Source organism: Usitatibacter rugosus (assembly GCF_013003965.1).
Classification (GTDB): Bacteria; Pseudomonadota; Gammaproteobacteria; order Burkholderiales; family Usitatibacteraceae; genus Usitatibacter; species Usitatibacter rugosus.
The window spans coordinates 4,128,619-4,154,145 of sequence record NZ_CP053069.1; the positions used below are offsets into that span (position 1 = coordinate 4,128,619).

The 25,527-nt window shown below is 67.0% G+C and carries 28 protein-coding genes; 7 read left to right on the forward strand and 21 right to left on the reverse strand.

Translation table 11 applies throughout. The annotated features are described in order from the left end of the window. Positions 1–14: 14 nt before the first annotated feature. Positions 15–1,184 (reverse strand): UxaA family hydrolase, encoded by a 1,170-nt coding sequence (locus tag DSM104443_RS19635; protein WP_171095322.1) that lies wholly within the window; start codon positions 1,182–1,184, stop codon positions 15–17. Positions 1,185–1,214: 30 nt separating this feature from the next. Next, a complete protein-coding gene (locus tag DSM104443_RS19640; protein ID WP_171095324.1) occupies positions 1,215–1,496 on the reverse strand; it encodes a UxaA family hydrolase in 282 nt (93 codons plus the stop codon). 88 nt (positions 1,497–1,584) lie between these two features. On the opposite strand from DSM104443_RS19640, the gene DSM104443_RS19645 reads away from it, so the two are divergent. The 3 genes from DSM104443_RS19645 to ypfJ are packed head-to-tail and all read left to right on the forward strand — an operon-like array spanning position 1,585 to position 4,125. Then, on the forward strand, positions 1,585–2,337 hold the full coding sequence (locus tag DSM104443_RS19645; RefSeq protein ID WP_171095326.1) for a GntR family transcriptional regulator: 753 nt from the start codon (positions 1,585–1,587) through the stop codon (positions 2,335–2,337). Further along, entirely contained in the window at positions 2,337–3,239 is a 903-nt protein-coding gene (locus DSM104443_RS19650; RefSeq protein WP_171095329.1) for an AEC family transporter, read from the forward strand. Before DSM104443_RS19645 ends, DSM104443_RS19650 begins: the two co-directional genes overlap by 1 nt. 34 nt (positions 3,240–3,273) lie before the next feature. Next, on the forward strand, positions 3,274–4,125 hold the full coding sequence (ypfJ, locus tag DSM104443_RS19655) for a KPN_02809 family neutral zinc metallopeptidase (protein ID WP_171095331.1): 852 nt from the start codon (positions 3,274–3,276) through the stop codon (positions 4,123–4,125). Positions 4,126–4,213: 88 nt separating this feature from the next. Here ypfJ and rplS read toward each other — a convergent pair whose 3' ends face one another. The 10 genes from rplS to ffh all read right to left on the reverse strand — a co-directional run bounded on the left by rplS (position 4,214) and on the right by ffh (position 12,896). Further along, positions 4,214–4,612, reverse strand: a complete 399-nt coding sequence (rplS, locus tag DSM104443_RS19660) for a 50S ribosomal protein L19 (RefSeq protein WP_171095333.1) — start codon at positions 4,610–4,612, stop codon at positions 4,214–4,216. Between the two features lie 69 nt (positions 4,613–4,681). Beyond that, positions 4,682–5,449 carry a tRNA (guanosine(37)-N1)-methyltransferase TrmD gene (gene trmD, locus DSM104443_RS19665; protein ID WP_171095335.1) on the reverse strand — a complete coding sequence of 256 codons (768 nt, stop codon included), beginning with the start codon at positions 5,447–5,449 and terminating at the stop codon, positions 4,682–4,684. Beyond that, positions 5,449–5,934: a ribosome maturation factor RimM gene (gene rimM / locus DSM104443_RS19670; protein ID WP_171096654.1), complete on the reverse strand. Its 486-nt coding sequence runs from the start codon at positions 5,932–5,934 to the stop codon at positions 5,449–5,451. Before rimM ends, trmD begins: the two co-directional genes overlap by 1 nt. Positions 5,935–5,974: 40 nt before the next feature. Then, positions 5,975–6,253, reverse strand: coding sequence for a 30S ribosomal protein S16 (rpsP, locus tag DSM104443_RS19675; protein ID WP_171095337.1), 279 nt, complete (start codon positions 6,251–6,253; stop codon positions 5,975–5,977). Positions 6,254–6,995: 742 nt separating this feature from the next. After that, positions 6,996–8,108, reverse strand: coding sequence for an ABC transporter substrate-binding protein (locus tag DSM104443_RS19680; RefSeq protein WP_171095339.1), 1,113 nt, complete (start codon positions 8,106–8,108; stop codon positions 6,996–6,998). A 20-nt stretch (positions 8,109–8,128) separates the two neighbouring features. Beyond that, a complete protein-coding gene (locus tag DSM104443_RS19685; protein WP_171095342.1) occupies positions 8,129–9,523 on the reverse strand; it encodes a M20/M25/M40 family metallo-hydrolase in 1,395 nt (464 codons plus the stop codon). Continuing rightward, positions 9,520–10,629 carry a saccharopine dehydrogenase family protein gene (locus DSM104443_RS19690; RefSeq protein ID WP_171095344.1) on the reverse strand — a complete coding sequence of 370 codons (1,110 nt, stop codon included), beginning with the start codon at positions 10,627–10,629 and terminating at the stop codon, positions 9,520–9,522. The genes DSM104443_RS19685 and DSM104443_RS19690 overlap by 4 nt, the downstream gene beginning before the upstream one ends. Next, positions 10,626–11,030: a thiol-disulfide oxidoreductase DCC family protein gene (locus DSM104443_RS19695; RefSeq protein ID WP_171095346.1), complete on the reverse strand. Its 405-nt coding sequence runs from the start codon at positions 11,028–11,030 to the stop codon at positions 10,626–10,628. The genes DSM104443_RS19690 and DSM104443_RS19695 overlap by 4 nt, the downstream gene beginning before the upstream one ends. Next, positions 11,020–11,538 (reverse strand): DUF4166 domain-containing protein, encoded by a 519-nt coding sequence (locus DSM104443_RS19700; protein ID WP_171095348.1) that lies wholly within the window; start codon positions 11,536–11,538, stop codon positions 11,020–11,022. Before DSM104443_RS19700 ends, DSM104443_RS19695 begins: the two co-directional genes overlap by 11 nt. A 5-nt stretch (positions 11,539–11,543) precedes the next feature. Further along, positions 11,544–12,896 carry a signal recognition particle protein gene (ffh, locus tag DSM104443_RS19705; RefSeq protein WP_171095350.1) on the reverse strand — a complete coding sequence of 451 codons (1,353 nt, stop codon included), beginning with the start codon at positions 12,894–12,896 and terminating at the stop codon, positions 11,544–11,546. Between the two features lie 46 nt (positions 12,897–12,942). Between ffh and DSM104443_RS19710 the strand changes: the two genes are divergently transcribed. The 3 genes from DSM104443_RS19710 to DSM104443_RS19720 are packed head-to-tail and all read left to right on the forward strand — an operon-like array spanning position 12,943 to position 15,364. Then, positions 12,943–13,770, forward strand: a complete 828-nt coding sequence (locus DSM104443_RS19710) for a cytochrome C assembly family protein (protein WP_171095352.1) — start codon at positions 12,943–12,945, stop codon at positions 13,768–13,770. Beyond that, positions 13,767–15,059: an HlyC/CorC family transporter gene (locus DSM104443_RS19715; protein WP_343034619.1), complete on the forward strand. Its 1,293-nt coding sequence runs from the start codon at positions 13,767–13,769 to the stop codon at positions 15,057–15,059. Before DSM104443_RS19710 ends, DSM104443_RS19715 begins: the two co-directional genes overlap by 4 nt. Before the next feature lie 35 nt (positions 15,060–15,094). Next, positions 15,095–15,364, forward strand: a complete 270-nt coding sequence (locus DSM104443_RS19720) for a hypothetical protein (RefSeq protein ID WP_171095354.1) — start codon at positions 15,095–15,097, stop codon at positions 15,362–15,364. Positions 15,365–15,367: 3 nt separating this feature from the next. Here the strand turns inward: DSM104443_RS19720 and DSM104443_RS19725 are convergent, their stop codons facing one another. The 9 genes from DSM104443_RS19725 to arsS are packed head-to-tail and all read right to left on the reverse strand — an operon-like array spanning position 15,368 to position 24,614. After that, on the reverse strand, positions 15,368–16,480 hold the full coding sequence (locus tag DSM104443_RS19725) for an FAD-dependent oxidoreductase (RefSeq protein WP_171095356.1): 1,113 nt from the start codon (positions 16,478–16,480) through the stop codon (positions 15,368–15,370). Then, a complete protein-coding gene (locus DSM104443_RS19730) occupies positions 16,477–17,217 on the reverse strand; it encodes a DUF3047 domain-containing protein (RefSeq protein ID WP_171095358.1) in 741 nt (246 codons plus the stop codon). The genes DSM104443_RS19725 and DSM104443_RS19730 overlap by 4 nt, the downstream gene beginning before the upstream one ends. Beyond that, positions 17,214–17,858 carry a TIGR04282 family arsenosugar biosynthesis glycosyltransferase gene (locus tag DSM104443_RS19735; protein ID WP_171095360.1) on the reverse strand — a complete coding sequence of 215 codons (645 nt, stop codon included), beginning with the start codon at positions 17,856–17,858 and terminating at the stop codon, positions 17,214–17,216. The genes DSM104443_RS19730 and DSM104443_RS19735 overlap by 4 nt, the downstream gene beginning before the upstream one ends. Next, a complete protein-coding gene (locus tag DSM104443_RS19740) occupies positions 17,839–18,540 on the reverse strand; it encodes a TIGR04283 family arsenosugar biosynthesis glycosyltransferase (RefSeq protein WP_171095361.1) in 702 nt (233 codons plus the stop codon). Before DSM104443_RS19740 ends, DSM104443_RS19735 begins: the two co-directional genes overlap by 20 nt. Before the next feature lie 3 nt (positions 18,541–18,543). Further along, positions 18,544–19,353, reverse strand: coding sequence for a DUF547 domain-containing protein (locus DSM104443_RS19745; RefSeq protein WP_171095362.1), 810 nt, complete (start codon positions 19,351–19,353; stop codon positions 18,544–18,546). 11 nt (positions 19,354–19,364) lie between these two features. Continuing rightward, entirely contained in the window at positions 19,365–21,593 is a 2,229-nt protein-coding gene (gene lpdA / locus DSM104443_RS19750) for a dihydrolipoyl dehydrogenase (protein ID WP_171095364.1), read from the reverse strand. A 28-nt stretch (positions 21,594–21,621) separates the two neighbouring features. Beyond that, entirely contained in the window at positions 21,622–22,677 is a 1,056-nt protein-coding gene (locus DSM104443_RS19755; protein ID WP_171095366.1) for a patatin-like phospholipase family protein, read from the reverse strand. Positions 22,678–22,687: 10 nt separating this feature from the next. Continuing rightward, positions 22,688–23,650: a hypothetical protein gene (locus tag DSM104443_RS19760; RefSeq protein WP_171095368.1), complete on the reverse strand. Its 963-nt coding sequence runs from the start codon at positions 23,648–23,650 to the stop codon at positions 22,688–22,690. Position 23,651: 1 nt separating this feature from the next. After that, complete coding sequence (arsS, locus tag DSM104443_RS19765) at positions 23,652–24,614, reverse strand: arsenosugar biosynthesis radical SAM (seleno)protein ArsS (protein ID WP_171095370.1); 963 nt, start codon at positions 24,612–24,614, stop codon at positions 23,652–23,654. A gap of 72 nt (positions 24,615–24,686) precedes the next feature. Here arsS and kynA point away from each other — a divergent pair, with 72 nt between their 5' ends. Continuing rightward, positions 24,687–25,526, forward strand: a complete 840-nt coding sequence (kynA, locus tag DSM104443_RS19770) for a tryptophan 2,3-dioxygenase (protein WP_171095371.1) — start codon at positions 24,687–24,689, stop codon at positions 25,524–25,526. Position 25,527 lies beyond the last annotated feature (1 nt).

Here is a 25,527-nt window from a genome sequence, read left to right on the forward strand (position 1 = left end):
CCCGATTTTTCTGGTCAGGCACTTTCGTACAGGCGCGTCAGCACGAACTCGCGGTGGCCCAGCGCCTCTGCGGCGGTGAGGCGGCCGTTGGCCGTGCGGAACATGCAGTCCAGCAGCGCGTCGCCCGCCTGGTCGGGGCTCATCTCCTTGCGCAGCAGGCCCGAGACATCGACGTCGACGTGCTCGCTCATCAGCTTCACCGTGCGCGGGTTGGCGCAGAGCTTGATGACGGGAAGGATCGGATTGCCGATGACGTTGCCCTGCCCCGTGGGGAAGAAGTGCACCGCGTATCCCGCGGCGCCGCACAGCGTGACCATCTCCGCGGCGGCCGAGGACGAATCGAGGAACCACAGGCCCGGCCCCGTCGGCACCTCGTGCTTGTCCAGCACGCCGTCGACCAGGCACTTGCGGCCGATCTTCTGGATGTTGCCGAGCGCCTTCTCCTCGATGGTGGTGAGGCCACCCGCGATGTTGCCCTTGGTCGGCTGCGAGTCGCGCAGGTCGCTCGTCTTGTGCGCCTCGACGATCGCCTGGTAGCGGTCGAACATGAACTGGAATTTCTTGCGCACCTCCGGCGTGCGGCAGCGCGCGGCGACGAGGTGCTCGCCACCCGTGAGCTCCGTGGTCTCGCCGAAGGCGAGCGTGACACCGTGGTCGTACATCTGGTCGAACGCGTTGCCGACGGTCGGGTTGGCGCCGCAGCCGGACGTGGTGTCCGACTCGCCGCACTTCGTGGAGATCCACAGGTCCTTCAACGGGCGCTCCTCGCGGCGAAGCTCGCTCGCCCACTGCACGAACTCCTTCGCCTTCTTCGAGGCGCGCATGATCGTGTCGTGGTCGCCGTGCCCCTCGATGCCGAAGAACGCGACGGGCTTGCCGGTCGCGGCGATGGCGTCGGCCACCTTCTTCGCCCAGCCGTCCTCGATGCAGATCACGACCACGGCCGCGACGTTCGGGTTGCAGCCCGTGCCGATCAGCGTGTGGAAGTGCAGGTCCAGGTCGGCGCCGAACTGCAGGCGGCCATAGGGATGGGGAATGGCCAGCGTGCCCTTGATGTTGTTGGCAACGGCCTCGGCCGCGGCGTTCGAGAGATCGTCGACCGGCAGGATGATGACGTGGTTGCGCACGCCGACACGGCCGTTCTCGCGCTTGTAGCCCCAGAAACTCGATTTGCTCAGGTCCATGGTGTCTCTTTCCTTGATGACGGCCGCGCTCTACCAGCGCTTCGTGCGGAGGTTCTGCACGTGCGTGTGCTCGCCCACCGCGATCGCCGCGATGGTCTTGCCGATGTCCACGCCGTACTTGATCACCGTGTCGCCGCTCTTGAGCGGCTTGATCGCCAGCTTGTGGCCGATGGGGATGTCGGACTTCGCCTCGATGGCGATGTCCTTGTCCTGGTCCATGATCCAGCCGGAGAGCTTCTGGCCCGTCTTCACGCCTTCGACCACGACGACGCCGACCGAGTCGTTCTCGTCGTGGACCACGAAATGGATCATTGCTGTCTCCTGATTTGACCTGCCTGCCCCGATTCTCCGAATCGGCCGAGGGCAGGTCAACTAGATGAGTTGGATGTATCCTCGGCCGATGCCCTCGCGTTCCCGCCAGCTCGCCGCCGGACGCCCGCTCGCCGAGCAGGTCCGCTCCCGCCTCGCCGAGGGCATGGCCGCCGGCGAATGGAAGCCGGGCGAAGCGATCCCATCGGAGGCGCAGCTGGCCCGCGACTTCGGCGTGGCGATCGGCACGATCCGCAAGGCGGTCGACGGCCTGGTGGCCCAGCAAGCGCTGGTGCGAAGGCAGGGCAAGGGGACGTTCGTCGCGGCGCACGACCCGGGCCGGCTGATGTTCCACTTCTTTCACGTCGTCGGCCGCGACGGCACCAAGAGCTATCCCGAAGTGACGACGCTGGATTTCCGCCGCGACCGGGCCAACGCGAAGGACGCGGCGGCGCTCGGCATCTCGCCGCTCGAGAAAGTGATCCGCATCCGCAACGTGCTCTCCCTGGGCGGGCGGCGCGCCATCCTCGACGACATCGCGCTGCCGGCCGAGCTCTTTCCCGGGCTCACCGAGAAGATCTTCCTCGCGCGCGACAACACCATCTACCACCTCTACCAGAGCCGCTACGGCATCAACGTGCTGCGCACCGACGAGCGGCTGCGCGCCACGCTGGCCACGCGCGCGGAAGCCCAGGTGCTCGGCGTCGGCGAAGGCGCGGCGATGCTGGAGATCCGCCGGCTCGCGTACACGTTCCGCGACCGGCCCGTGGAGCTGCGCATCTCGCGCGTCGACAGCGAGCACTTCGAATACCACAACACGCTGGGCAAGGCCGAGCCGATCTGATGCACGCCGCGGCCGCCATCGTCCCCAATTTCCTCCTGATCGCGATCGGCTTCGTGCTGTCGCGGAAGTTCGACTACGGCCGCGGCTTCTGGGAGGGGCTGGAGAAGCTCGTCTACTACGTGCTTTTCCCGGCGCTGCTCTTCCGCTCGCTCGCCACGGCGCAGATCGACCTCGCGAAGACCGGCGTGGTCGTCGGTGCCGCGATCGCCTTCACGGCCGCCGGGATGATCCTAGCCCTTCCCGCGCGGCGGCTCTTCCACCTCGAAGAGCGCCTCGCCGCGAGCTGCTACCAGTGCGCATTCCGCTTCAACACGTATGTCGGCCTCGCGGTGGCGGGAAGCCTCTATGGCGCGCAGGGACTCGCGCTCGCCGCGCTCGTGATGGGCGTGATGATCCCGATCGTGAACATCGCCGCCGTGGCGATGCTCGCGGCGGGCAGCAGCCTCGGTGTGGGCAGGGAACTCGCGCGCAATCCCCTGTTGCTCTCGACGGCCGCGGGGTTTCTCTGGAACGCGCTCGGACTCCCGCTGCCGGGCTTCGCCGACCAGACGCTGAACCTCCTCGCGCAGACGGCGCTTCCCGCGGGCCTGCTCTCCGTGGGCGCCGCGCTGCGGCTGCAGCCGGGCCAGGGGCCGGTCGCCGCGCACGCCTACTGGCTTGCGATCAAGCTCCTCGTCCTTCCTTGTATCGCGTGGGGCCTCGCGCGCATGCTGGGCCTCGAACCGCTCGAAACCGCGACCCTGGTTCTCGCTGCCTCACTCCCCACCGCGTCATCCGCCTACATCCTGGCGGTGCGAATGGGGGGAACCGGCGACGCCGTTGCGACTCAGATAACGGTCGGTACGCTGCTTTCGATGCTCACCATTCCCGCCTGGATCGCCTGGCTCGAGGTTTCGAGGTAGGGAACCCGCGGTACCCCACGGAGGTCAACAGGCCATGAAACTCGAAGGCGAACGCGAAAGCTCGAACATCGAGGACCGCCGTGGCATGGGTGTCGGCGGCGTGGGCGGCGGCATTGGGATCGGCACGATCGCCATCGCCCTGATCGCCTGGTATTTCGGCATCGACCCCTCGGTAGTGCTCCAGGGCTCGCAGGCCATCCAGCAGCAGCAGGCGCCGCAAAGCGCACCGCGCGATCCCAACGCTCCGAGGGATGCGGGCTCCGTCTTCGTCGGCCGCGTGCTCGCCTCCACCGAGGATGCGTGGGAAGACATTTTCCGCAAGACCGGCAACGCTTACCGCAAGCCCACGCTCGTGCTCTATGAAGGCGCCACGCAAACCGCGTGCGGCACCGGCCAGGCGGCGATGGGGCCCTTCTATTGCCCGGGCGACGAGAAGCTCTACATCGACCTCGCGTTCTTCCGCCAGTTGAAGGATCGCTTCAAGGCCCCCGGCGATTTCGCGCAGGCCTACGTGATCGCGCACGAAGTCGGGCACCACGTGCAGAAGCTCACGGGCGTGATGAGCAAGGTCGACGGCGCTCGCGGCGGCGGGAAGGGCGCCGAGGGCATGCTCGTGCGCATGGAGCTGCAGGCGGATTGCTACGCCGGCATCTGGGGCCACTACGCAAGCGACTTCAAGAAGGTCCTCGAGCCGGGCGATCTCGAGGAGGCCATCGCCGCGGCGGGCGCCGTGGGCGACGACAACCTGCAGAAGCAGACGCAGGGCCGCGTCGTGCCGGATTCCTTCACGCACGGATCGTCGGAGCAACGCGTTCGCTGGTTCAAGCGCGGGTTCGACTCCGGCAATCCCGGCGCCTGCGATACGTTCGCGGCTCGCGCACCGTAATTCACGACCCTTGAAATGAAAAGGGCGCCCGAGGGCGCCCTTTTCATTCTTGCCGCTGGATCCCCGCCTGCGCGGGGATGACGGCCTGCTACTTGGCTTCTTCGTCCGGCGGCAGGATCTCGCGCGTCTCGAGCGAAGCGAGCTTCTCGCGGATGCGCGCCTTCTTGCCCGTGAGGCCACGCAGGTAGTAGAGCTTCGCGCGGCGCACGTCGCCACGGCGCTTGATCTCGATCGAGGCCAGGGCCGGCGAGTACGTCTGGAACGTACGCTCGACGCCTTCGCCGCTGGAGATCTTGCGCACGATGAAATTCGAATTGAGGCCGCGGTTGCGCTTGGCGATGACCACGCCTTCGTACGCCTGCTCGCGCTTCTTGTCGCCTTCGACCACGGTCACCTTGACGATGACGGTGTCGCCCGGGGCGAAATCGGGGATCTTGCGGTTCAGCCGCTTGATCTCTTCCTGCTCCAGCTTCGCAATCAGATCCATGTCGTTTCCTTTGTCGGTTCCGGCCTTCCGGCCTTTCGCGCAGAGCCCGCGGACGGGATGCGGCGAGGTTTATTGTTGCTGCTGCGCTTGCGCTTGCTCGCGCCTGTATTCGTCGAGCAGCTTCGCGTCCTCTTTCGACAGCTCCAGCCCGTCGAGGAGATCGGGCCTTCTTTCCCACGTTCGCCCCAGCGCCTGCTTCCTGCGCCAGCGCGCGATTGCCGCGTGGTTTCCCGACATCAACACATCGGGCACCTTCGCTTCCTTCCACACCTCCGGCCTCGTGTAATGCGGCCAGTCGAGGAGCCCCGCGGAGAATGAATCCTGAACCGCGCTCTCCGCGTCGTTGAGGCTGCCCGGAAGCCGCCTCACGATGCTGTCCATCACCATCATCGCCGGGAGCTCGCCCCCCGAGACCACGAAATCCCCGATCGATACTTCGCGGTCCACGCGCTTCGCGATCAACCGCTCGTCGATCCCCTCGTAGCGGCCAGCGAGAATCACCAGGCCCTGCTCCGAGGACAGCTCCCGCACGACGCGCTCATCGAGCCTTTCGCCTTGCGGGGACATCAGCACCACCTTCGGCGATGCGACGCCCTTTTCCTTCTGCCTTCCGATCGCTGCATCGAGGCACGCCTCGAGCGGATCGGCCAGCATCACCATTCCCGGACCTCCGCCGTAGGGACGGTCATCGACCGTACGGTGGTTGTCGTTCACGAAGTCGCGCGGGTTCCACGTCGCGAATCCGAAGCGCCCTTCCTCCAGGGCCCTGCGCGTGATGCCGTGGCGGGTGACCGCCTCGAACATCTCCGGGAAGATCGTGACGACGTCGAATTGCATCACGCGTCGTAGTCCGCTTCCCAGTCGACCGTGATGCGCTTCGCTTCGCGGTCCACGCCCTTCACGTACTGCGGGATGAACGGGATCATCCGTTCACGCTCGCCGTTCACGACCAGCACGCTCGTCTCGCCGGTCTCGAACAACCCACCGACCTTGCCGAGTGCCTCGCCCGAGAGGCTCACCACTTCCAGGCCCACGAGATCCATCCAGTAGATGGCCTCGGGTCCTGCTTCGCCGAGCGCCTTGCGCGAGACCACGACTTCAAGTCCGCGCAGTGCCTCGGCGCCGTTGCGATCGTCCACGCCTTCCAGCTTCGCCACCGTGGCGGCCGGGCGGGCCGCGAACTCCAGCAGCGAGTACGCCTTCCAGTCCTGCCCCGACCCGATCCACCAGCGATCGTGATCGGCGAGGCCGTCGGGGAATTCGGTGAACGTCTTGAGCTTGATCCAGCCCTGGATGCCGAAGGGAGCGCTGATGCGCCCCATCACCACCCGCTCCGACTCCCCGGGAGGCGCCGCCTCCGCCTTACTTCTTGGCGGGGGCCGCTTCTTTGCCGGTGATTTCGTGCTTCGCACGCTTGATCAGTTTCTTCACGGCGTCCGAAGGCTGCGCGCCCGTGTCGACCCAATGGGCGACGCGGTCGAGGGCGATGCGGAATTGGGGTTCTTTCTCGGAGGCCTTCGGGTTGTAGTACCCGATGCGCTCGATGAACCGGCCATCTCGCGGCATGCGCGAATCGGCGACGACGACGTTGTAGAAGGGGCGGTTCTTGGCTCCGCCACGCGCCAGACGAATGACTACCACTGTGATCTCCTTCCCGTTGCAAACGGGTAACGACTGCATGAGAGGAACTACGCATCCCCGTCGGTGAGACAGGGAGCCCGCAAGTATAGTCGATTCATGGGGTTACCGCAATTGGCGGCTGCGCCGAGACAGTTGAGGAGGACGAGGGGGTCGGTAGGCCTTTTTTCGTCGATTCCGGACTCGGGGGGTCGTGGACTTTCGGGATGCGCCTATACGTTGACGTCACTTACGACGGTTGCAGGCCTGGCATTGATCGCCGCTACATTCGGCCGCACTCCGACGCGAGCGGTTCATTCCCCGGTCCTCCATCGAGAAAAAAGTCCTACGCGACCCCCTGTCCTCCACGACCGGCAAGACGGGGCAAGCGAATTCGCAACACGAAGATCCAACCCTTTGGACCGACTTCAACGCATGCGGGCCAAATGTCTGTCACACGACTTGGGTTCTCATCACCTGGGTTCGGCTGGATGATGGTCCAGCCTCCGATCTTCGACCCGATCCTCGTATCGCGACCGGTCGCGGGGGACAGGGGGTCGCGTAGGACTTTTTTCTCGATGGAGGACCGGGGGAATGAACCGTTCGAGTCGGAGTGCGGCGGAATGTAGCAACGATCAATGCCCCACCTTCAACCGTCGCAAGTGACATCAACGTATTGAAGCGTCCCGAAGTCCCCGATCCCCCGAGTCCGGAATCGACGAAAAAAGGCCTACCGACCCCCTCGGCCCCCTCGCCTGTTGCATCGCTAGAAACGAAACTGCCCGTTCTTCCCGATCACCGCGAGCTCGACGTAGTGACTACCGTGGCGAGACTCCGGACTGAAGGAAACGGTATAGCCCCCGGCATCGTAGGTCCCAATCCCCGTGAGCGCCTTGTAGAGACCCTCACGCGTCACGTTCGAGCCCGCACGACGAATCGCCTCGACCAGGACCTTGGCCGCGATGCAAGCCTCGAGGTTCGTGTAGTTGAGCTCGGGGATGCCGGCCTTCTTCACCGCATCGCCGCATTCACTGATGACCGGGACGACTTTCTTCGTAGGCGGCGGCACGACGCCCGCGACGGAGACGCCCGCGGCATCGGCCCCCGCGGCTTTCGCGAGCTGGCTCGGACCCACGAACGAGAGCGAGGTCACGTTGTAGGGAAGCTTCGCGGCCTTGAGGCCCTTCAGCAGCTCGCTGGTGTTGCCGTAGAGCGTGGTCGCGACGATCACCTGCGGGTCGCTCTTGATGATCGCCTGGATGGCCTTGTCGTCGAGCGGGGCGTTACGCTGCACCTTCACGCTCACGGCCTTCTTGTTGGCCGCCTTCAGGATGCGCTCGACGGTGGCGAAGTTCTGGTTGCCGATCTCGTCGTCGTAGTGGAGCACCGTCACGCGGTCGGCGCCGAGGCTGCCCCAGTGCTCGAGGATCTTCACCAGCTCGTCGGCATACGAAGCACGCATCACGAAGACGTGGTCGTTCTGCTTGTGGATCGCGTCGGCACCCGTGAACGGCGCGAAGAAGGGCACGCCCTTCTCCTTCACGATGGGCATCGCGTCGAGCGAGAGCGTGGCCGAGGCGAAGCCGAAGAGCGCGAGCACGTGGCTCTCGTTCACGAGCTTCACCGCGTTGGCGCCGGCCGTCTTGCGGTCGTTCTTGTCGTCGAGCGACAGCATCTCGATCTGCCGGCCGTTGATGCCGCCCGCCTCGTTCACCTTCCGGAAGTAGGCGTTGGCGCCATCGCGGATGTCCTTGCCGATCTCCGCGTTGGAGCCCGTGAGCGGCGTCGATTGCCCGATGAGGATCTTCTGTGCCTGCGCGCCCGCCGAAAGGGGGAGCGCGATCGCGGCGAGGGCCGCAGCGGCGTATCGCTTGTACATGTTCGTCACCTTGCTTCTAGTTATGTTCCGCTTCCGAGAGCGCGCACCAGCCGGTCGAGGAAACCGGTTGCATCGAAGAACGAGCGTACTCCAACGCGCTCGTCCTTCCCGTGCAGGCGATTTTCCCCCAGCTCCGTGAAGATTCCCGAGACGCCATAGACGGCGTAGCCCGCGTTGCGAAGCCTCGAGCCATCCGTGGCGCCGGCGCTCATGACCGGCACGACGGTCGCGGTGGGCCAGGTTTCGGCCGAGATGCGCGCGATGGTCTGAATCCACGGCGATTCCGGATCCGACGGATCGCTCTTGCGCGCGCTGCCGCGCGGCGTCACCGTCACCTTGTCGCCCGCCACGCGCTGCAGCTCCGAGCGGACGAACTCCGGATCCTCGCCGGGAAGCAGTCGGCAATTGACCGCGGCCTTGGCGCGCTGCGGCAACGCGTTGTCGCCATGACCGCCCTCGATTCGCGTGGCAACGCAGGTGGTGCGAAGCTGCGCGTTGTAGCGCGGCACGCGCGAGATGACCTTGTAGTCGTCGTCCGTCGCCCGGCCCTCGGCCACGGCGCCGAAGGCCTTCGCGAGATCGCCGGTCTCGACGTCCACCAGCTTCGCGGCCATCCTCCGCATCATCATGTTGGGACGCGCGGGCAGGTCGAATCGCGAGAGACGGTCGAGCGCCGCGGCCAGCTCGTAGATCGCGTTCTCGCGGCCCGGCGTCGAGCTGTGCCCACCCGCGTGCGTGACCTCGAAATCGAACGTGAGGTACATCTTCTCGCTCACCTGCACGTTCAGGACGAAGGGCTTGCCGCGCCGGTACTGCCCGCCGCCGCCCTCGTTCAGCGCCACCTCGGCGGCGATCAGCTCCGGCCGGTTCTTGAGCAGCCACGCCACGCCGTTGTGTCCGCCCGTCTCCTCGTCGGCGGTGAGCGCCACGATGATGTCGCGCTTCGGCTTCCACCCCTCGCGCTTCGCCTTCGCGAGGTTCGCGATGAAGATCGCGGCCATCGCCTTGTCGTCGATCACGCCGCGGCCGTAGAAGTACCCGTCGCGCTCGGTGAGCTTGAAGGGATCGAGACCGTCGGACCAGTCTTCCTTCTTCGCCTCGACCACGTCCAGGTGCGCGAGGAGCAGCAGCGGCTTGAGCTCCCCCGTCCCGCGCAAGCGCGCAACCACGTTGCCCTTGAGCGGATGGGGCTCGATCACCTCGACGTCCTTGGGGTCGAACCCCGCGTCGATCAGGCGCTTGGCCATCGCGCGCGCCGCGGCGGTGTTGTCGCCATCGGGATGCACGGTGCGGATCTCCACCAGCTCCTTGTAGATGTCGCGCGTGAGCTGCTCGTGGGGAGTGAGCGCCTGTGCCGCGGCCGCGGCGGTCACGAACGCGATGAATGCGAGGACGAAATATCTTGCGATGCTCATGATGCATTTTCCCGCGTGCGAACTCGGATGTCCAAGCCTTCGAGCTCGCGAAGGTACTCGTCGAGCGTCACCAGCCCCGCACCGGGAAAAGCGCCCCGCATCGTCAGCGTCCCGTCAGCAAATTTTCGCGCCAGGCAAACCACCGCCATGCAGGGAATGTTCGCGCCATCCTCGCTCGAGGCCACGAGCTCCCAGGTTCGGGAGACGCTCCGCCCCTCCGGAGTTCGCCCCGCGACATCGACGTACATTGCGCTGGTTCCGGTGCCGAATCGTTCCAGCCAACGCGACACCCCGATCAACGGCCGCGCGAGTCGCGACGCATCCGTGACCAGGCCCGCGCGAACCGCCGCCGCGATGACACCCAGGCCGGAATGCGCGCCCGGCATTTCCGAGCCCGCTCCGAAACGCAGCGAGCGCAGCGACAGGAATCGCTCGCGCAGCAGCGTGAGGTCGGGAACATCGGCCGGAAGAAATGCCCGCGATCCCACGCCTTCGATCGTGCGGCGCCATCCACCCTGGCTTCCGTAGGCCTCGGCCTGGGCGCCATCGCGCCAGTGCGGCACGCGGCGTCCGCAGTACCCGAGCACCGCGCGAACCGTGGCGAGGCCCGGGGATCGCGAGGAGGTCGTGATTCCGAAGTCGATCGATTCCACGTCGAACCCCGACACGAGCCGCTCAATGACCGCGGATGAGAGCGTCGGCACGGAGCTCGCGCCGGAGATCACGCAAACGTCCCGCTCTTTCGCCGCGGCGTCCAGCGCGCGGATGCCGCAGACGAACTCACGCCCGTCGGCGATATCGACGTAGTGCGCCCCTGCAGCGATGCACGCGCGCGCCACCCGGAAGTCCTGCGACTGGAAAGGCCCCGCCGTCACGATCACGAGGGCCGGCGCGAGATCGCGCAGTTTCGATGCAAAGGCAGGATCGTCGCGATCGAGGACGGCGTGCGCGACGCCGAGGTCCGCTGCGCTCGCGCGCACGCGCTCCGTATTGCGCCCCGCCACGATCGGCCCGACACCGGGAATGCCGCGCAGGCGCCGCGCGATGATCGATCCGAAGTGGCCCGTGGCCCCCAGCAGCAGGGTCTTGAGGGGCGGGCGATTCACTCGATGAACCGGGCGCGCAGCTCCGGCGTCGGAACGAGGCAGGTCTCGCGCCGGCCGAACCAGCGGTAGCGGTTGCGAGCGAGAGTCCGATACGCCCGGTTCCGCCAGGATCGCGGAATGACCCGCGCGAGGGCCGCGATTCGCCACGCTCCCCCGAAGGATCCGGCCACGCGCAGGATCGCCTCGGAATCCGTCCAGGCGTCGTCACCTTCGACGACGAGGAGCGAGAGCGGATCGTCGGGGTCGAGCCCGTGGCGCAGCAGGAGCGAGCGCCCGGTCTGCGACTGCATCGGGGCGAAGCGGAATCGCGCGGCTCGATCGCGCTCGATGATGAAGCCGACCCAGCGGCTGCACAGGACGCAGACGCCGTCGAAGACGAGGATGGGACCCTCAGGCGGCATCGAGCGTGCCCTGGTAGCGAACGAGCAAGCCCACGACCGGCAAGCGGGCCTCGACGTCGAAGCGATATCGATCCCCGGACACGGATTCGGAAGCGCGAACGCCGGAGAAGAGCGACGCCGGCAGCGGCACGCCCAGGACGCGAACGCCGACGACGTTCCAGGAGATGCGCTCGCGATCGGCGGCGAGCGCGAAGCGGAACGTCGTGGGACCGAGGCGCTCCTCGAGCAAGCCGGCGCGCGCGCGAAGCGACGAGATCATGGGATTCCCGGCGAACTCGCGCGTCCAGGTTTCGCCCTCGGCATTGCGGCGGATGGTCACTCGCACGGGGACATCCTCGCCGGCGGCGGGAAGCGACGAGACCGCGCAGAAGAGTCGCGAGAGGAGACCCGTGCCGCGTTCGACGCGGCAGCGGCCCACGAGCTCCGTTTGCGCGCGATCGTCGTGGACGTTGCGAACCTGCAGGGGAAGCTCCGCGAAGCCCGAGCCGATCAGCTCGCGGAACGGCACGGCGGCTACCGCATGCCGGGCAGCATGCCCTTCATGTTGCGCATCATCTTGGCGAGGCCGCCGGTGCGCATCATCTTCATCATCTTCTGCATCTGCTCGAACTTGTTGAGCAGCTGGTTCACTTCCTGCACCGGCACGCCCGCGCCGGCGGCGATGCGGCGCTTGCGCGAGGCCTTGAGGATCTCGGGCTTGCGGCGCTCCTGCGGCGTCATCGCATTGATGATGCCCTCGGTGCGGCGCAGCGCCTTCTCGCCCAGGTCGGGCGAGGCCGAGGCCATCTGCGTGAGTTGCGCGGGCAGCTTGTCCATCATCGAGGCCACGCCGCCCATCTTCTTCATCTGCTGGAGCTGGGCCTTGAAGTCCTCGAGGTCGAAGTCCTTGCCCTTCTTGAACTTGTCCGCGAGCTTCTGCGCTTCCTTCTCGTCGACCCGGGAGCGCGCGTCCTCGACCAGCGAGAGGATGTCGCCCATGCCGAGGATGCGCGAGGCCATGCGGTCCGGGTGGAAGGCCTCGAGGCCGTCGAGCTTCTCCGAGACGCCGACGAACTTGATGGGCTTGCCGGTGACGTGGCGCACCGAGAGCGCCGCGCCGCCGCGCGAATCGCCGTCGAGCTTGGTGAGCACCACGCCCGTGAGCGGGAGCGCCTCGGAGAACGCCTTCGCGACGTTCACCGCGTCCTGGCCCTGCATCGCGTCCACGACGAAGAGCGTCTCGACCGGATTCAATGCCGCGTGGATCGCCTTCACCTCGGCCATCATCGCCTCGTCGATCGCGAGGCGGCCGGCGGTGTCGACGATGAGCACGTCGTAGTAATGCTTCTTCGCCCAGTCGAGCGCGTTGGCGGCGATCGAGACCGGCTTCTGCGACGGGTCCGAGGGGAAGAGGTCGACCTCGAGCGTCTTCGCGAGGGTGGCGAGCTGGTCGATGGCCGCGGGGCGGTAGACGTCGGTGGAGACCAGCAGCACCTTTTTCTTGGTGGTCTTCGTGAGCAGGCGCGCGAGCTTGCCCGCGGAGGTCGTCTTGCCCGCGCCCTGGAGGCCGGCGAGCAGCACGATGGCGGGAGGCTGCTGCGCGAGGTTCAACCCCTCGCCCACGCCGCCCATGAGGTTCACGAGCTCCGCGTTCACCACGCCCACCAGCGCCTGGCCCGGCGTGAGGCTGCCGACCACTTCCTGGCCGAGCGCCTTTTCCTTCACGCGCGCGACGAATTCCTTCACCACCGGCAGGCCCGCGTCGGCGTCGAGCAGCGCCAGGCGGACCTCGCGCAGGGCTTCCTGGATGTTCTCCTCGGTCAGGCGCGCGTGACCGCGCAGCGTCTTCACGACGGAGGAGAGGCGTTGCGTCAGGGCGTCGAGCATGGGGAGCGGGTAAACTGGATGAGGTTTGGTCGAACGACCACGGAAAATGCCTGATCTGCTGCTCTATTTTAGCACCGCGGGCCTCTGGCTCGCGCTCTCCGCCCTCGCCTGGCGCGCCACGCGCCCGGCCGTCGCCGGGGGTCCCGCCCCGGGCCCGGACGTGCGCCTCGAAAACCTGCTGGTCCCGGTCGCGCTGGTGCTGCACGCCATGCTGCTGCACCGGGGCATCGTCGTCACAGAGGGGCTGAACCTCGGCGTGGCCAACGCCGTCTCGCTCCTCGTCTGGCTCACCGCGCTCATCTACTGGCTCGCGGGACTCGCCTATCCGGGCCTTTCCGGGATGCAGGGGCTGATGGCGCCGATCGCGCTGGCCGCCGTGGTGCTGCAAGGCGCGGTGCCTTCCCGCCACATCGTCACCTACACCGCCGAGCCGCTCTTCACGCTGCACTTCGCGATCGCGATGCTCGCCTACGCCCTCGTGATCGTGGCCACCGTGCATGCGCTGGTGATGCTCGCCGAGGAGAAGTGGCTGCATCGAGGCGTGATGCCACCCTTCATCAAGGCCCTGCCGCCGCTGCTGGAGATGGAAGCGCTGCTCTTCCGCATCCTGCTCGCCGCCTTCATCCTGCTCACCCTCACCGTGGTGAGCGGCGTGTTCTTCTCCGAGCTGCTGTTCAACAAGCCGCTCACGTTCACGCACAAGAACGTCTTCGCGATCCTCTCCTGGCTCATCTTCGGGGGGCTGCTCGCGGGCCACCACCTGCGCGGCTGGCGCGGGCGGAAGGCCGTTCGCTGGACGCTCGCCGGCTTCTTCATGCTGCTGCTCGCCTACGTCGGCAGCAAGTTCGTCTTCGAGATCGTCCTCCAGCGTTGACCGACGAGATCCCCATACAGTGGCTGTTCGCCACGCTGGCGGTCATGCTGGCGTGCTCGGGCTTCTTCTCGATGTCCGAGACCTGCATGATGGCGTTGAACCGCTATCGCCTGCGCCACCTCGTGCGCGAGGGCAGCCGCGGCGCCCGCCTGGCCTCGAACCTGCTCCAGCGCACGGACGAGCTGCTCGCCTTCATCCTCGCCGGCAACACCGTCATCAACGCGGCCACGACGGTGCTCGTGGCCGAGATCGCCCGGCGCCTCCTCGGCGAGGGCGACTACACGCTCGCGATCGCGACCGGCGCGGCGAGCTTCGCGATCCTCATCTTCGCGGAGATCCTCCCCAAGATCTTCGGCGCCCGCTTCTCCGAGCCGATCGCGCTCGCCGCGTCCTATCTCCTCACGCCGCTGCTGCGCGTGACCAAGCCGCTGATGTACCTCATCAACCTCCTGGTGAAGGGCATCCTCCTGGTCCTGCGCATCCAGCCGGTCGGCGGGGAGGCGCAGCCGCTGTCGATGGGGGAGCTGCGCACCCTCGTGCTGGAGGGCGGCAAGTTCATTCCCAAGAAGCACCAGTCGATCTTCCTCAACCTCTTCGAGCTGGAGGACATGACGGTCGACGACACGATGACGCCGCGCACGCACATCGAGTCGATCGACATCGAGGACGACATCGACGAGATCAACACCCACGTGTCCACCTCGCACCACACGCGCCTGGTGGTCTACGAGGGCAGCCTCGACAAGGTCGTGGGCATCCTGCACGTGCGCAAGTACTTGAACACCACGCGCAAGGGCGAGCTCACGAAGGACGAGCTGCGGGGGATCCTGCGCGAGCCCTACTTCGTCCCCGAGGGCACGAAGCTGCTCGACCAGCTGCAGAACTTCCAGGATCGCCTGCGGCACGTGGCGCTGGTGGTCGACGAGTACGGCGAGATCCTGGGCCTCTGCACGCTGCAGGACATCCTCGAGGAGATCGTCGGCGAGTTCACCAGCCAGTCGCCGATGGCCGGCCGCCTCTATTCGCGCGAGACCGACGGATCCGTCATCGCCGACGGCGCCTGCCCGTTACGCGTGCTGAACCGCAAGGCGGGCTTCGAGTTTCCGCTGGACGGCCCCAAGACCGTCAACGGCCTCGTGCTCGAGGCGCTCGAAGACATCCCCGAGCCCGGCACCCACGTCGAGATCGCCGGCTACCGCATGGAAGTGATCCAGGTCCTCGACAGGATGGTGAAAGTGGTGCGGATTTCCGGACGGCAGGACAAGACAGGAGAGGCCGAAGCAGCATAAGCTCTCGCTTCTTTTGAATGTTCCAGAACCGGGAGATGAAGTTGATCAAGCTTTCCATCGCAGCCACGCTCGCCCTCGCTACCTTCGCCGCCGCAGGCTGCGCCACGACCGAATCCGCCGACACCCCGAAAGGCGCGCGCGCCCTGCCGCACGAGCTCGAGGCCACGACCGGCAGCAACATGCGCCGCCGCACGCCGCTCGCGACCCAGGGCGGAGACGTCACGGTGATCAACCGCGACCAGCTCGAGAAAGAAGGCGGGGGCGTCAGCACGAACGTGGCCCCGTCGCGCTCCGGCGCTCCCTGATCGTCAGGTCGCGGTAAACCGGTCGACGAAGCGACGGTCGATCCGGTCCTTCCAGTTCCACGCCCAGTTGCCCTCCCATCCCAAGGGGCCGTAGGCACCGATCGCGTGCTTGTGGCCCGTGGAGAGGAGCGCGAGGTAGTTGCGGCGCGTGCGGAATTCCGTGAGCGGGCCGCCGGCGAGCGCCGCGCGCAGGTTGGCCGCGAGCACCGGCCCCGCGCGCACGGCAAAGACGCCGGCCTTCGGCAGCGGATTGCGCACACGTGAAGCGCAGTCGCCCGCGGCGAAGATGCCGGGGTGCGACGTGGACTGGAGGTTCTCGTCGATGGCGAGGAAGCCCTTCTCGTCCGTGGCGAGGCCCGACTCGGCGAAGATCTCGGGCGCACCCGCGCCCGCGGCCCAGAGCGTGGCGCCGGATTCGAACTCGAGGTGGTTGTCGAGGCGAACGTAGCCCGCGCCCACTTCCGCCACCCCACTGCCGGCGTGCAGGCCGATCTCGTAGCGCGCGGCGTTGTGGATCGCGCGCTGCCGCACGCCCTCGTTGAACTCCGGCAGGATCTGCGGCGAATCGCTGAACACGCGCACGTGCGGCGCGTGGTTGTCGAGCTCGCGGCGCAGGCGATGCGCGATGGCGAACGCGATCTCCACGCCGCCCGCGCCGCCGCCCACGACGGAGACCGAGCCCAGCCCCTGGTCCTTCGCATGCGCGAGCAGCCGCATCCACCCGTTCACGAACTTCGCGAGCGGCCGCAGCACGAGGGCGTTGCGCTCGACGCCCTTCGCCGCGATGGCGGGACGCGAGCCGATGTCGATCGAGAGCACGTCGTAGGCCAGCACCGTGCCGTCGGCGCAGATCACTTCCTTCGCGTCGGGATTGATCAGGACGCCCAGCGTCTGCACGAACGACGCGTGCGCCTTGCCCGCGAGGCGCACGAGGTCGATGGAGCAGCGCTCGAGCGAGTAGTGCCCCGCGACGTAGCCCGGAAGCATGCCCGTGTAGGTGAGCATGGGCAGCGGCGTCACCATCGAGACCTCGACGTTCTCGTCGGGGTGGTGGGCGAGGTCCTCCAGCACGAAGAGGTGCGCATGCCCGCCGCCCAGCAGCACGAGGCGCTTCATCGCGCGGCCTCGATGCGAAGGTCGCCGAACCAGGCGGTTACGCTCCCGTGCGTCTGGTCGGTGTCGTTGCCGACCGCGACGCCGACGATGCGCGGCGTGGGTTGCGTCGTCACGCCCGCGAACGCGGCGCGGAAATCCGCATCGAGGTCCCGCGACTCGGCGGCCCACTTGCCCGCGCCTTCAGGACCGCTCCGCAGCACGATCATCCGCACGTTGCCGACATGCGTGTTCGGCCGGATCGTGCCCACGGGCTGGCGGTTGTCCCAGACGTAGCAGATCGCCGCGGACGGCACGTCGCTGTGGAGGAGCCGCGCCAGCCGCACCTTGGTTCGCAGCCCGAGCGGAAGCTCCGAGAGCGGCAGGTCGAACATGACGTAGACCCGCGCCGCGTAGTCGTCGCCTTCGGGCCGCGTGAGGTCCCCGCCTTCGACGACGTGATCGATTTTCCAGCGCCAAGCGAGGCGCGGCTTGCCTTTCGGATCCACGTCCACGCGATGCACCAGCGATCCGCCGGCGGAGTCCGCATTGGAACGCAGAACGGTCGCACCGTCGTCGCGCACGAGCGTGAACTCGGGCGGCTTCAGGCGCGTGAGCTTGATCTCGTACCAGGACGGCGGAATCGGCTGCGCGGGATCCATCGCGGAGAACGCCGTGATGCCCGCCGTGTCGACGGCGTGCGCCGCGAATGCAACGCCGGCCACGATGGACAGCACGGCAGCGCCCCGTCTTTGCGTCACGACAGGACCTCGGGCAGCCTTCCCTCGAGCTGCAGGCGAGCGAAGTCCTCGGGACGGTCGACGTCCCAGCGCATCGGCAGCTCCTTGCACCGCACGCCGAGCTCCGCGACCCGCGTGCGCGTCTGGCCCATGACGGCCGAGGTGCCCCACGACACGCCCTCGAAGAGTGCCGGCAGCTTGCGAGACAGGGCGACCAGCACGTAGCCGCCGTCTTCCGCGGGAGCGAACGCCACGTCGTGCGTCGCGACCGCGGCCGCCGCGTCGCGAAGGTCGGACGGCTTCAGCACGGGGCAGTCGCTGCCGATCAGCACGACACGATCGCCCGCCGCGAGCCCGTGCTCGAAGGCGGCTGCCATGCGAGATCCCAGATCGTCGCCCTCCTGCACGTGCAGCGTGGCTCCGAAGAGCTCTGCGCAGCGGCTGAAGAACGAATGCGTTGCGTCCGGTGCGCACCAGAGCTCGACAGGACCGAGGCGGGATTCGACCGCGGTGGAGAGTGCGCGGCGAACGAGGCCGGCATGCAGCGCGGCAGCGCCGTCGGCACCGAGCAGCGTGGCCAGGCGCGTCTTCACCAGCCCCGGCACCGGCGCCTTGGCGAAGACCGCGACGCGGGCGCGCGCCTCAGGCGGCGCGGCCGTCATAGCGTTGCGCGAGCCGTGCGGGATCGGCGCCGAGCGCGTAGGCGAGCCGCAGGCGCCACATGAGGAGGATGGTGCGAAGGGTGCCGCGCTTCTCCCAGCGGCGGCCGGAGGTCACCACGCGCTCGCGCAGGCACGCGGGGCGCGACAGCAGCTTCAGCGCCTTGCAGATCGCGATGTCTTCCATGAGCGGGATCGCCCGGAAGCCGCCCACCTGCTCGAAGGCTTCGCGCCGGACGAAGATCGCCTGGTCGCCCGTGGCGATGCCGGTCAGCCTCGATCGCAGGTTCATGAAGAATGCGACCACGGGCAGCAGCGGATGTTCGCCGTCGATGCGCACGTCGAAGCGTCCCCACGCCCGCCCGGAGCTCTCGAGCCCGCGCGCGAGGGCCAGGACCGCGGACTCGGGAAGGATCGTGTCGGCATGCAGGAAGAGCAGCACGGTGCCCGAGCTCGCCCGCGCACCGGCGTTCATCTGGAGCGCGCGCCCGCGAGGCGATTCGATAACGCGATCGGCGAGCGGCGCCGCGATCTCGCGAGTCGCATCGGCGCTGCCGCCATCCACGACGATCACCTCGGCCCCGGCCCGGCGGGCCGCCTGCAGCCGCGCGAGGCACGCCCCGATCGAGGCCGCCTCGTTCAAAGCCGGGACGACGATGGAGAGATGAAGAGGGTCAGGCTCCATTCATCATTTCGCGTCGTTGAGCGACCAGTCGTAGTCGAGGAACGTGACGTCGGCCTTCTGGTCCCTGACCAGCGCGCGGTCGGCCGGTGCATCGGCCAGTTGATCCGCGTACTTCGCCATCGTCGCCTTCACCGAGGTGAAGCCCTTGTGGCCCTTCTCGAAGTCCTTGCCGTACCAGTCGAAGATCTTCGAGATCTCGAGCTTCTTCGTCTGCGGGTTGAGGCGGTTGCGGGTGCGATCGGAGAGGAAGCGCTTCATGGCGTCTTCGAGCGAGGCTTCGAGGTTCGCGGCCGTGAAGGCCTCGTTCCGGAGCATGGGGCAGCCGATCGAAGCGCAGACGACAGCCACGTGGACGCGCGGATCGTCGTACACGCCGCCCTTCCTCAGCATGTCGTGCTCGATGTTGTCCAGGTTCGTCTCCTGGCCGAAGAGCGTGAAGAACTTCTTGCTCCACGGCTTCGAGACGAAGCTGCCCAGGTCGCGGATCGACTTCAGGTCCGGGTACTTGGTGAGGATGAGCTCCACCGTGAATGCGTTGTACGCGTTGATGAGGAACGCCTGCTGGGCGGGCTTGGGCCACTTGTCGAACTCCGCCTTCGGCACCGCGGAGTCACTGTCGAGCACCGCTTTCAGCGCGGCGCGGTCTTTCGCAAAACCGGCGTAGTCCACGCGCGAGGCATTGCCGTTCTGCGTGTACTTCACATGCTTCTTGAGGAGGTCGTCCCACGCCTTGTGCGTTTGATCGAATTGCGCGAAGGCGCTGGCGGCCATGAACCCCAGCAGGACGACGGCGAGGCGGAGCAGTGCTTTCATTCGGATTCCCTTCAGTCGTCGCCGTGCGTGGGCGCGGCGGCGTAGTAGCGTTCCTTGTTGCCGGACATGGCGAGAGCCTTGGCGATCACCGTACCCAGCCCGCCGGCGCCGCGCGTCCAGTCGTTGAACGCCGTGGCGACTTCCATCTGGCCCTTCGTGACCGTCGAGCGCTTCCAGATGCCGGCCGCGTACTTGTTCGATTCGGCGTAGGTCGGATAGATGTGGATGGTGCCGAGGATCTTGTTGAGTCCAATGCCGTACTTCATCGCCGTCACGAACTCGACGATGATCTCCCCGGCGTTGGGCCCGGCGATCGTGCAGCCGATGATCTTGTCGCTGCCCGCCGCGGTGAGCACCTTCACCAGCCCGTGGTTCTCGCTGTCGGCGATGGCGCGGTCGAGGTCGTCGATGCCGTAGGTGAAGACGTCGTACTTCACGCCCTTCTCCTTCGCCTCGGTCTCGCTCAAGCCCACGCGCGCGACTTCCGGATCCGTGAACGTGGCCCAGGGGATCACGGAGTAGTCGACCTTGAAGCTCTTGAAGCGGCCGAAGAGGCCGTTCACCGCGCAATACCAGGCCGTGTGCGACGCGGTGTGCGTGAACTGGTACGGCCCGATCGCATCGCCGCAGGCGTAGATGTTCGGATAGTGGGCCTGGAGGTATTCGTTCACCTCCACGGTCTTCTGCTTCGTGAGCGGGATGCCCAGCTCCTCGAGGCCGAAGCCCTGCGTGTTGGCGGCACGCCCCACGGCGCAGAGGATCTCGTCGCATGCGATGCGCTTCTCGGCGCCCTGGTGCTGGACGACGACGATCTTCTCGCCGCCCTCGACGCGCACCTCCGTCGCCTTGTGGTCCACGAGCACGTCGATGCCGTCCTCGCGGAAGCGCTTCGCGACCATCTCGGAGAACTCCGGGTCCTCCTTGGTCATGATGCGCGGCGCCATCTCCACCTGGGTCACCTTCGAGCCGAGGCGCGCGAACGCCTGCGCGAGCTCGCAGCCGATCGGCCCGCCACCGAGCACGACCAGGCGCTTGGGCTGCTTGCGGATCTCCCACAGGTTGTCGGAGTGCAGCGGGTTCGCTTCGCGCAGCCCCGGGATCGGCGGGATGAAGGGCTTGCCGCCCGTGGCGATGGTGATGTTCTTGGTCGTGAGCGTCTGCTTGCCGCCGTCGTTCAGCGTGACCTCGACGGTCCAGGGCGAGGTGATCTTCGCCGTGCCCTTCAGCACCTCGACACCCAGGCCCGTGTAGCGCGCGACCGAGTCATGCGGCTCGATATCGGCCACGACCTTCTGCACGCGCTCCATCGCCTCGGCGAAATCGAACTCGGCCGTGGCGCTCTTCACGCCGTAGTCCTTCGAGTGCTTGATCTGGTTCAGCAGCTTCGCCGTCTTGATGAGCGCCTTCGAGGGCACGCAGCCGGTGTTGAGGCAATCGCCGCCCATCTTGTGGCGTTCGATGAGCGTCACCTTCGCCTTCACCGCCGCGGCGATGTAGGCGGTGACCAGGCCCGCGGAGCCGCCGCCGATCACGACCATGTTGCGGTCGTACGACGCGGGCCGCGTCCACTTCGCGTAGACCTTGCGGGCCTTCAGCGCATCGAGGACCTTCTTGGCCGCGAGCGGGAAGATCCCGAGGAACACGAACGCGGCCACCAGGCCCGGGGAGATCTTGAACTGTCCCAGCTGCGTCCCTGCGTACACGTACACGATCGTGCCCGCGAACATGCCGATCTGGCTCGTGATGAAGTAGGTCCGCACCGGCATCTTCGTGAGGCCCATCACGAGGTTGATGAGGAAGAAGGGGAAAGCCGGCACCAGGCGCAACGCGAAGAGGTAGAACGCGCCTTCCCGCTCGATGCCGTCGTTGATGGTCTTCAGCTTGTCGCCGAACTTGCCCTGGACCCAGTCGCGCAGCAGGTAGCGCGAGGCGAGGAAGGCGGTGGTGGCGCCGATCGTCGAGGCGAAGGAAACGAGGATCACGCCCCACACGAGGCCGAAGAGCGCCCCGGCCACCAGCGTGAGGATCGTGGCACCCGGCAGCGAAAGCCCCGTCACCAGCACGTACACCGCGAAGAACACGGCCGTGGTCTGCACGGGATGCGAATCCCGGTAGCCTTCGAGCACCGCGCGCTGCCCCTGGAAATACTCGAGAGAGAAATACTGCTTCAGGTCGAACGCGAAGAACGCGCCGATCCCGGCCAGCAGCACGATGAAGACGAGGATCTTGCCGGCTTTCACGAACGCTCCTTCGGTGAGGAAACGACGACTAGAGGAACTCGGCCCTCAGGTCGACGCTGGACTGCTTCCCGAGATCCTTGAAGTGTGCGTCGAGCCATTCGGTCGATTCCTTACGGCCCCGCTCGCAGAGATCGGTGAGGAAGCGCCAGTCGGTCGAGAACTTGCTCGCGACACCCAGGTCCTTCAACGCCTTGTCGGCGCGGATGGAGTGGATGAGGACGTTCTTCACCTTCGCGGCGAACTCGGGCTTGAGCCAGCCGTCCTCGAGCATCTTCCCGACGAAGGCGATGGCGCGGAACTCCTTGATCAGCGCCGAGTTGAACGTGAGCTCGTTCAGGCGGTTCTCGATCTCCGGCGCCGTGCGCGGCACGCCCGGGCGGTAGATCGGGTTGATGTGCAGGATGACCACGTCGCGCGAATCGGTGTGATAGAAGAGCGGATAGAGCACCGGGTTGCCCATGTAGCCGCCGTCCCAGTAGAACTGGCCCTCGATCTCGACGGCTTGAAAGAGGAACGGCAGGCAGGACGAGGCCATCACCACGTCGGGCGTGATCTCCTCGTTCGTGAAGATGCGCGCCTTGCCGGTCTCGACGTTCGTCGCCGCGAGGAAGAGCTTCACCCCGCCCTTGTCCTGGCGCAGCCGCTCGAAGTCGACGACCTTCTCGATCGTCGCGCGGAACGGGTTCCAGTTGTACGGGTTCCATTGGTACGGCGACATGGTGCCCGTCATCATCTTGAAGACCTTGAACGACTCGGGCGAGTTGAAGCCTGCGCGCTGCTCGGAGAGCGTGCGCCAGAACTTCTCCAGCATCTCGCGCGCACCCTCGGGGCCGTTCAGCAGGTAGCCGTAGGCGACGAGCACGGCATTCACCGAGCCGGCACTGGTGCCGGAGATGCCTTCGACTTCGAGCCGGCCGTCGGCCAGCATCGCGTCGATGATTCCCCACGCGAACGCGCCGTGGGATCCGCCGCCCTGCAGCGCGAGGTTGATGCGCTTCACCTGCGTCGCGGACTTCTTCGGCGCCACGTGCGTCGTGCGGGGTGCGGCGGCAGCCGTCTTCTTCGCGGTTTTTTTCGTTGTCATTTTTATCTCCCTAGGCCGCGTGGGGCGCGGCTTGCGACTTCGTGAACTTCGGGCCGTGTGCGATACGGCGGTAATAGGACTCGTGGGCAGGGGAGCCCTCGGGCCAGGACGCGAGGAAGCGCTCGTTCCACCGGCGCTCGTCGAATCGCAGGGCGAGCGCATCGACGTGGACGCCGCGCACTTGAACCCCATACAGCGTTTCGGACGGCGCGGCACTGCAGGCGATGCGGGTGACGATCCCGTGCGCCGTTCCGGAGAAATTCGGCATGCCCGCCGCGCCGTTGTTGATGACGGCACCGAACGGGAAGGCGCGGCAAGCCGGCAGGCAGGTGTGGCTGCTCGCGAAGACGTCGACTTTCGATTCGGCGAACACGCTCTCGAGCCAGCGGGCCTTGCGCGGATTGTCGAGCTGGTCGTGGGCGAAGCCCCATCCGGCGAGCGAAGCGGCGTCGCCATGCACGAGGCCCACGCGCGCATCGCCGACGCGGGCCACGAGATTCATCGGCAGCTCGCCGTGGCGCTTGCGAAGGTCCGGAAAGCGGCGCGACGTCTCGCGGAGCGCATCGAGGATCCGGTTGGAGCGCTCGACTTCCGCATCGCCCACCTCGGCGGGATAAGCGCAGCCGCAGCCCGCGCCGCTGTCTTCGTGCGCGATCTCGGTCTCGACGTTGCCGCGGGTCGCCGAATGCGCGAGCACCGTGCTCGCAACGTAGTCGAAGTCCGAAGGCGCTACGTCGAACCAGTGGAAATCGCCGTTGAAGGCGAGCTTGGCTCCCGGCTCACGCGCCACCATCGCGAGGAGCGCATCGAGCGCATCGACGTTGCCGTACAGGCCGCCCGCGACGTAGAGCGTTTCGCACTCGATCTCGGGTGCGCGGTCGAACGAGCGCGGCGGATAGCGGTAGTCCTGCGGGCAGGCGCGGCCGGGACGCTCGTCCCGCTCGATGCCGAGCGCGAGGGGAGACGCGGCCATGTCAGGCCAGCGCCCCGCCGCAGCTGGAGCCTTGCCCCGCCGTGCAGCCGAAGCAGTGGTCGCGAACGACGATCGGGTTGCCGGTGAGGTCTTCACCCATGACGTCGCTCACGTGCGTGCGCTTGCGCCCCGGACGCACGAGCGGCAGCCCGAGCATCTGGTTGAAGTCGCAGTCGTAGAGGTAGCCCTGGTAGTCGATCGAGACCAGGTTGCGGCACATCACGGTGCCGAGGTTCTCGTCGCGATGGGCTCCGCGCAGGAGATCCATGTACGTGTTGAACTGGCCCTTCGTCACCAGCGTGGAGCCGAAGCGCTGGATCGGCATGTTGGCGAGCGTGTAGAGGCGGTTGAAGACGATGCCGAAGTGCTCGCCGAGGATGCGCTTGTAGTCGGCCTCGAGCTTCTCCTGCGACGGCGGCAGGCTCGGGCCCTGCGGGTTGTAGACGAGGCTCAGCTCCAGGCCGCTGCCCTCGCGGCCGTAGCCCAGCTCGTTCAGCACGCGGATCGCGCGCACGCTCTTCTCGTAGACGCCCTTGCCGCGCTGCCGGTCGACCAGCTCTTCGGTGTAGCACGGCAGCGAGGCGACGATCTCGACGCGATTCGCCGCAAGGAAGGCCGCGAGATCTTCCTGGCCCGGCTCGAAGAGGATGGTGAGGTTGCAGCGGTCCATCACCTTGACGCCGAGCTTGCGCGCCTCGGTGACCAGGTGGCGAAACACCCGGTTCATCTCGGGGGCGCCGCCGGTGATGTCCAGCGTACCGGCGCCGCTCGCGGCGAGATAGGCCAGCACCTGGTCGGCGGTCTCGAGCGACATCGTTTCGGTGCGCGTCGGGCCCGCGTTCACGTGGCAATGCAGGCACGACTGGTTGCACACGTATCCCACGTTCACCTGGACGATATCCAGCGCATTGCGCCGCAAGGCGGGGAAGTTGGACCGGGCTAGGAGGGGAAGCGTGGCGTGCATTGGGTGGGCCGTGCGCCTCGAGGGATTCGGGCATCATAGCAAAGCACCCCTTCCCCAGTCCCGTTTCCCCGAATGGCCGATCCCAAGGAACACGCCCCCGCCGACGGCGCCCGCCTCGATTTCGCAGGCGCCATGAGCTATGGCGACTACCTCCAGCTGGACAACCTGCTCGCCGCGCAGGCGCCCCGCTCGGGCGACCACAACGAGATGCTCTTCATCGTCCAGCACCAGGCGACGGAGCTGTGGATGAAGCTCATGCTCCACGAGCTTCGCGCCGCCCGCTCGGCCATTCGCGACGACGACCTCTCCTCGGGCTTCAAGATGCTCTCGCGGGTGGCCCGGATCATGGCGCAGCTGAACCAGTCCTGGGATGTCCTCGCGACCCTCACGCCGGCGGAATACTCGGCGTTTCGCGGCTCGCTCGGCAGCTCCTCGGGCTTCCAGTCGTACCAGTACCGCGCCATCGAATTCCTGCTCGGCAACAAGGACGCGATCAAGATGTCGCCCCACCGCCACCGCGACGACCTGCACGGCCCGCTCGAGAAGCTGCTCGCCGAGCCCTCGCTCTACGACGAGGCCATCCGCGTGCTCGCCCGGCGCGGTTTCGCGATCGACGCGGCCGTCGTCGAGCGCGACTGGAGCGTCTCGCACGCGTTCAACGAATCGGTGTTGCAGGCCTGGGTGGACGTCTACAAATCCACCGGCAAGAACTGGGATCTCTACGAGCTCGCCGAGAAGCTGGTCGACCTCGAGGATGCGTTCCGGCAGTGGCGCTTCCGCCATGCGACGACGGTCGAGCGCGTGATCGGCTTCAAGCGCGGCACCGGCGGCACCTCGGGCGTGAGCTACTTGAAGCGCGTCGTGGAAGGCGTCCTGTTCCCCGAGCTCTGGCAGGCGCGGACGTCCCTCTAGC

Coding starts and splice junctions, on each gene's coding strand:
- DSM104443_RS19635 (WP_171095322.1), bottom strand. CDS start 1,184: ATGGACCTGAGCAAATCGAGTTTCTGGGGCTACAAGCGCGAGAACGGC.
- DSM104443_RS19640 (WP_171095324.1), bottom strand. CDS start 1,496: ATGATCCATTTCGTGGTCCACGACGAGAACGACTCGGTCGGCGTCGTC.
- DSM104443_RS19645 (WP_171095326.1), top strand. CDS start 1,585: ATGCCCTCGCGTTCCCGCCAGCTCGCCGCCGGACGCCCGCTCGCCGAG.
- DSM104443_RS19650 (WP_171095329.1), top strand. CDS start 2,337: ATGCACGCCGCGGCCGCCATCGTCCCCAATTTCCTCCTGATCGCGATC.
- ypfJ (WP_171095331.1), top strand. CDS start 3,274: ATGAAACTCGAAGGCGAACGCGAAAGCTCGAACATCGAGGACCGCCGT.
- rplS (WP_171095333.1), bottom strand. CDS start 4,612: ATGGATCTGATTGCGAAGCTGGAGCAGGAAGAGATCAAGCGGCTGAAC.
- trmD (WP_171095335.1), bottom strand. CDS start 5,449: ATGCAATTCGACGTCGTCACGATCTTCCCGGAGATGTTCGAGGCGGTC.
- rimM (WP_171096654.1), bottom strand. CDS start 5,934: ATGGGGCGCATCAGCGCTCCCTTCGGCATCCAGGGCTGGATCAAGCTC.
- DSM104443_RS19680 (WP_171095339.1), bottom strand. CDS start 8,108: ATGTACAAGCGATACGCCGCTGCGGCCCTCGCCGCGATCGCGCTCCCC.
- DSM104443_RS19685 (WP_171095342.1), bottom strand. CDS start 9,523: ATGAGCATCGCAAGATATTTCGTCCTCGCATTCATCGCGTTCGTGACC.
- DSM104443_RS19695 (WP_171095346.1), bottom strand. CDS start 11,030: ATGCCGCCTGAGGGTCCCATCCTCGTCTTCGACGGCGTCTGCGTCCTG.
- ffh (WP_171095350.1), bottom strand. CDS start 12,896: ATGCTCGACGCCCTGACGCAACGCCTCTCCTCCGTCGTGAAGACGCTG.
- DSM104443_RS19710 (WP_171095352.1), top strand. CDS start 12,943: ATGCCTGATCTGCTGCTCTATTTTAGCACCGCGGGCCTCTGGCTCGCG.
- DSM104443_RS19720 (WP_171095354.1), top strand. CDS start 15,095: ATGAAGTTGATCAAGCTTTCCATCGCAGCCACGCTCGCCCTCGCTACC.
- DSM104443_RS19725 (WP_171095356.1), bottom strand. CDS start 16,480: ATGAAGCGCCTCGTGCTGCTGGGCGGCGGGCATGCGCACCTCTTCGTG.
- DSM104443_RS19735 (WP_171095360.1), bottom strand. CDS start 17,858: ATGACGGCCGCGCCGCCTGAGGCGCGCGCCCGCGTCGCGGTCTTCGCC.
- DSM104443_RS19740 (WP_171095361.1), bottom strand. CDS start 18,540: ATGGAGCCTGACCCTCTTCATCTCTCCATCGTCGTCCCGGCTTTGAAC.
- DSM104443_RS19745 (WP_171095362.1), bottom strand. CDS start 19,353: ATGAAAGCACTGCTCCGCCTCGCCGTCGTCCTGCTGGGGTTCATGGCC.
- DSM104443_RS19755 (WP_171095366.1), bottom strand. CDS start 22,677: ATGACAACGAAAAAAACCGCGAAGAAGACGGCTGCCGCCGCACCCCGC.
- DSM104443_RS19760 (WP_171095368.1), bottom strand. CDS start 23,650: ATGGCCGCGTCTCCCCTCGCGCTCGGCATCGAGCGGGACGAGCGTCCC.
- arsS (WP_171095370.1), bottom strand. CDS start 24,614: ATGCACGCCACGCTTCCCCTCCTAGCCCGGTCCAACTTCCCCGCCTTG.
- kynA (WP_171095371.1), top strand. CDS start 24,687: ATGGCCGATCCCAAGGAACACGCCCCCGCCGACGGCGCCCGCCTCGAT.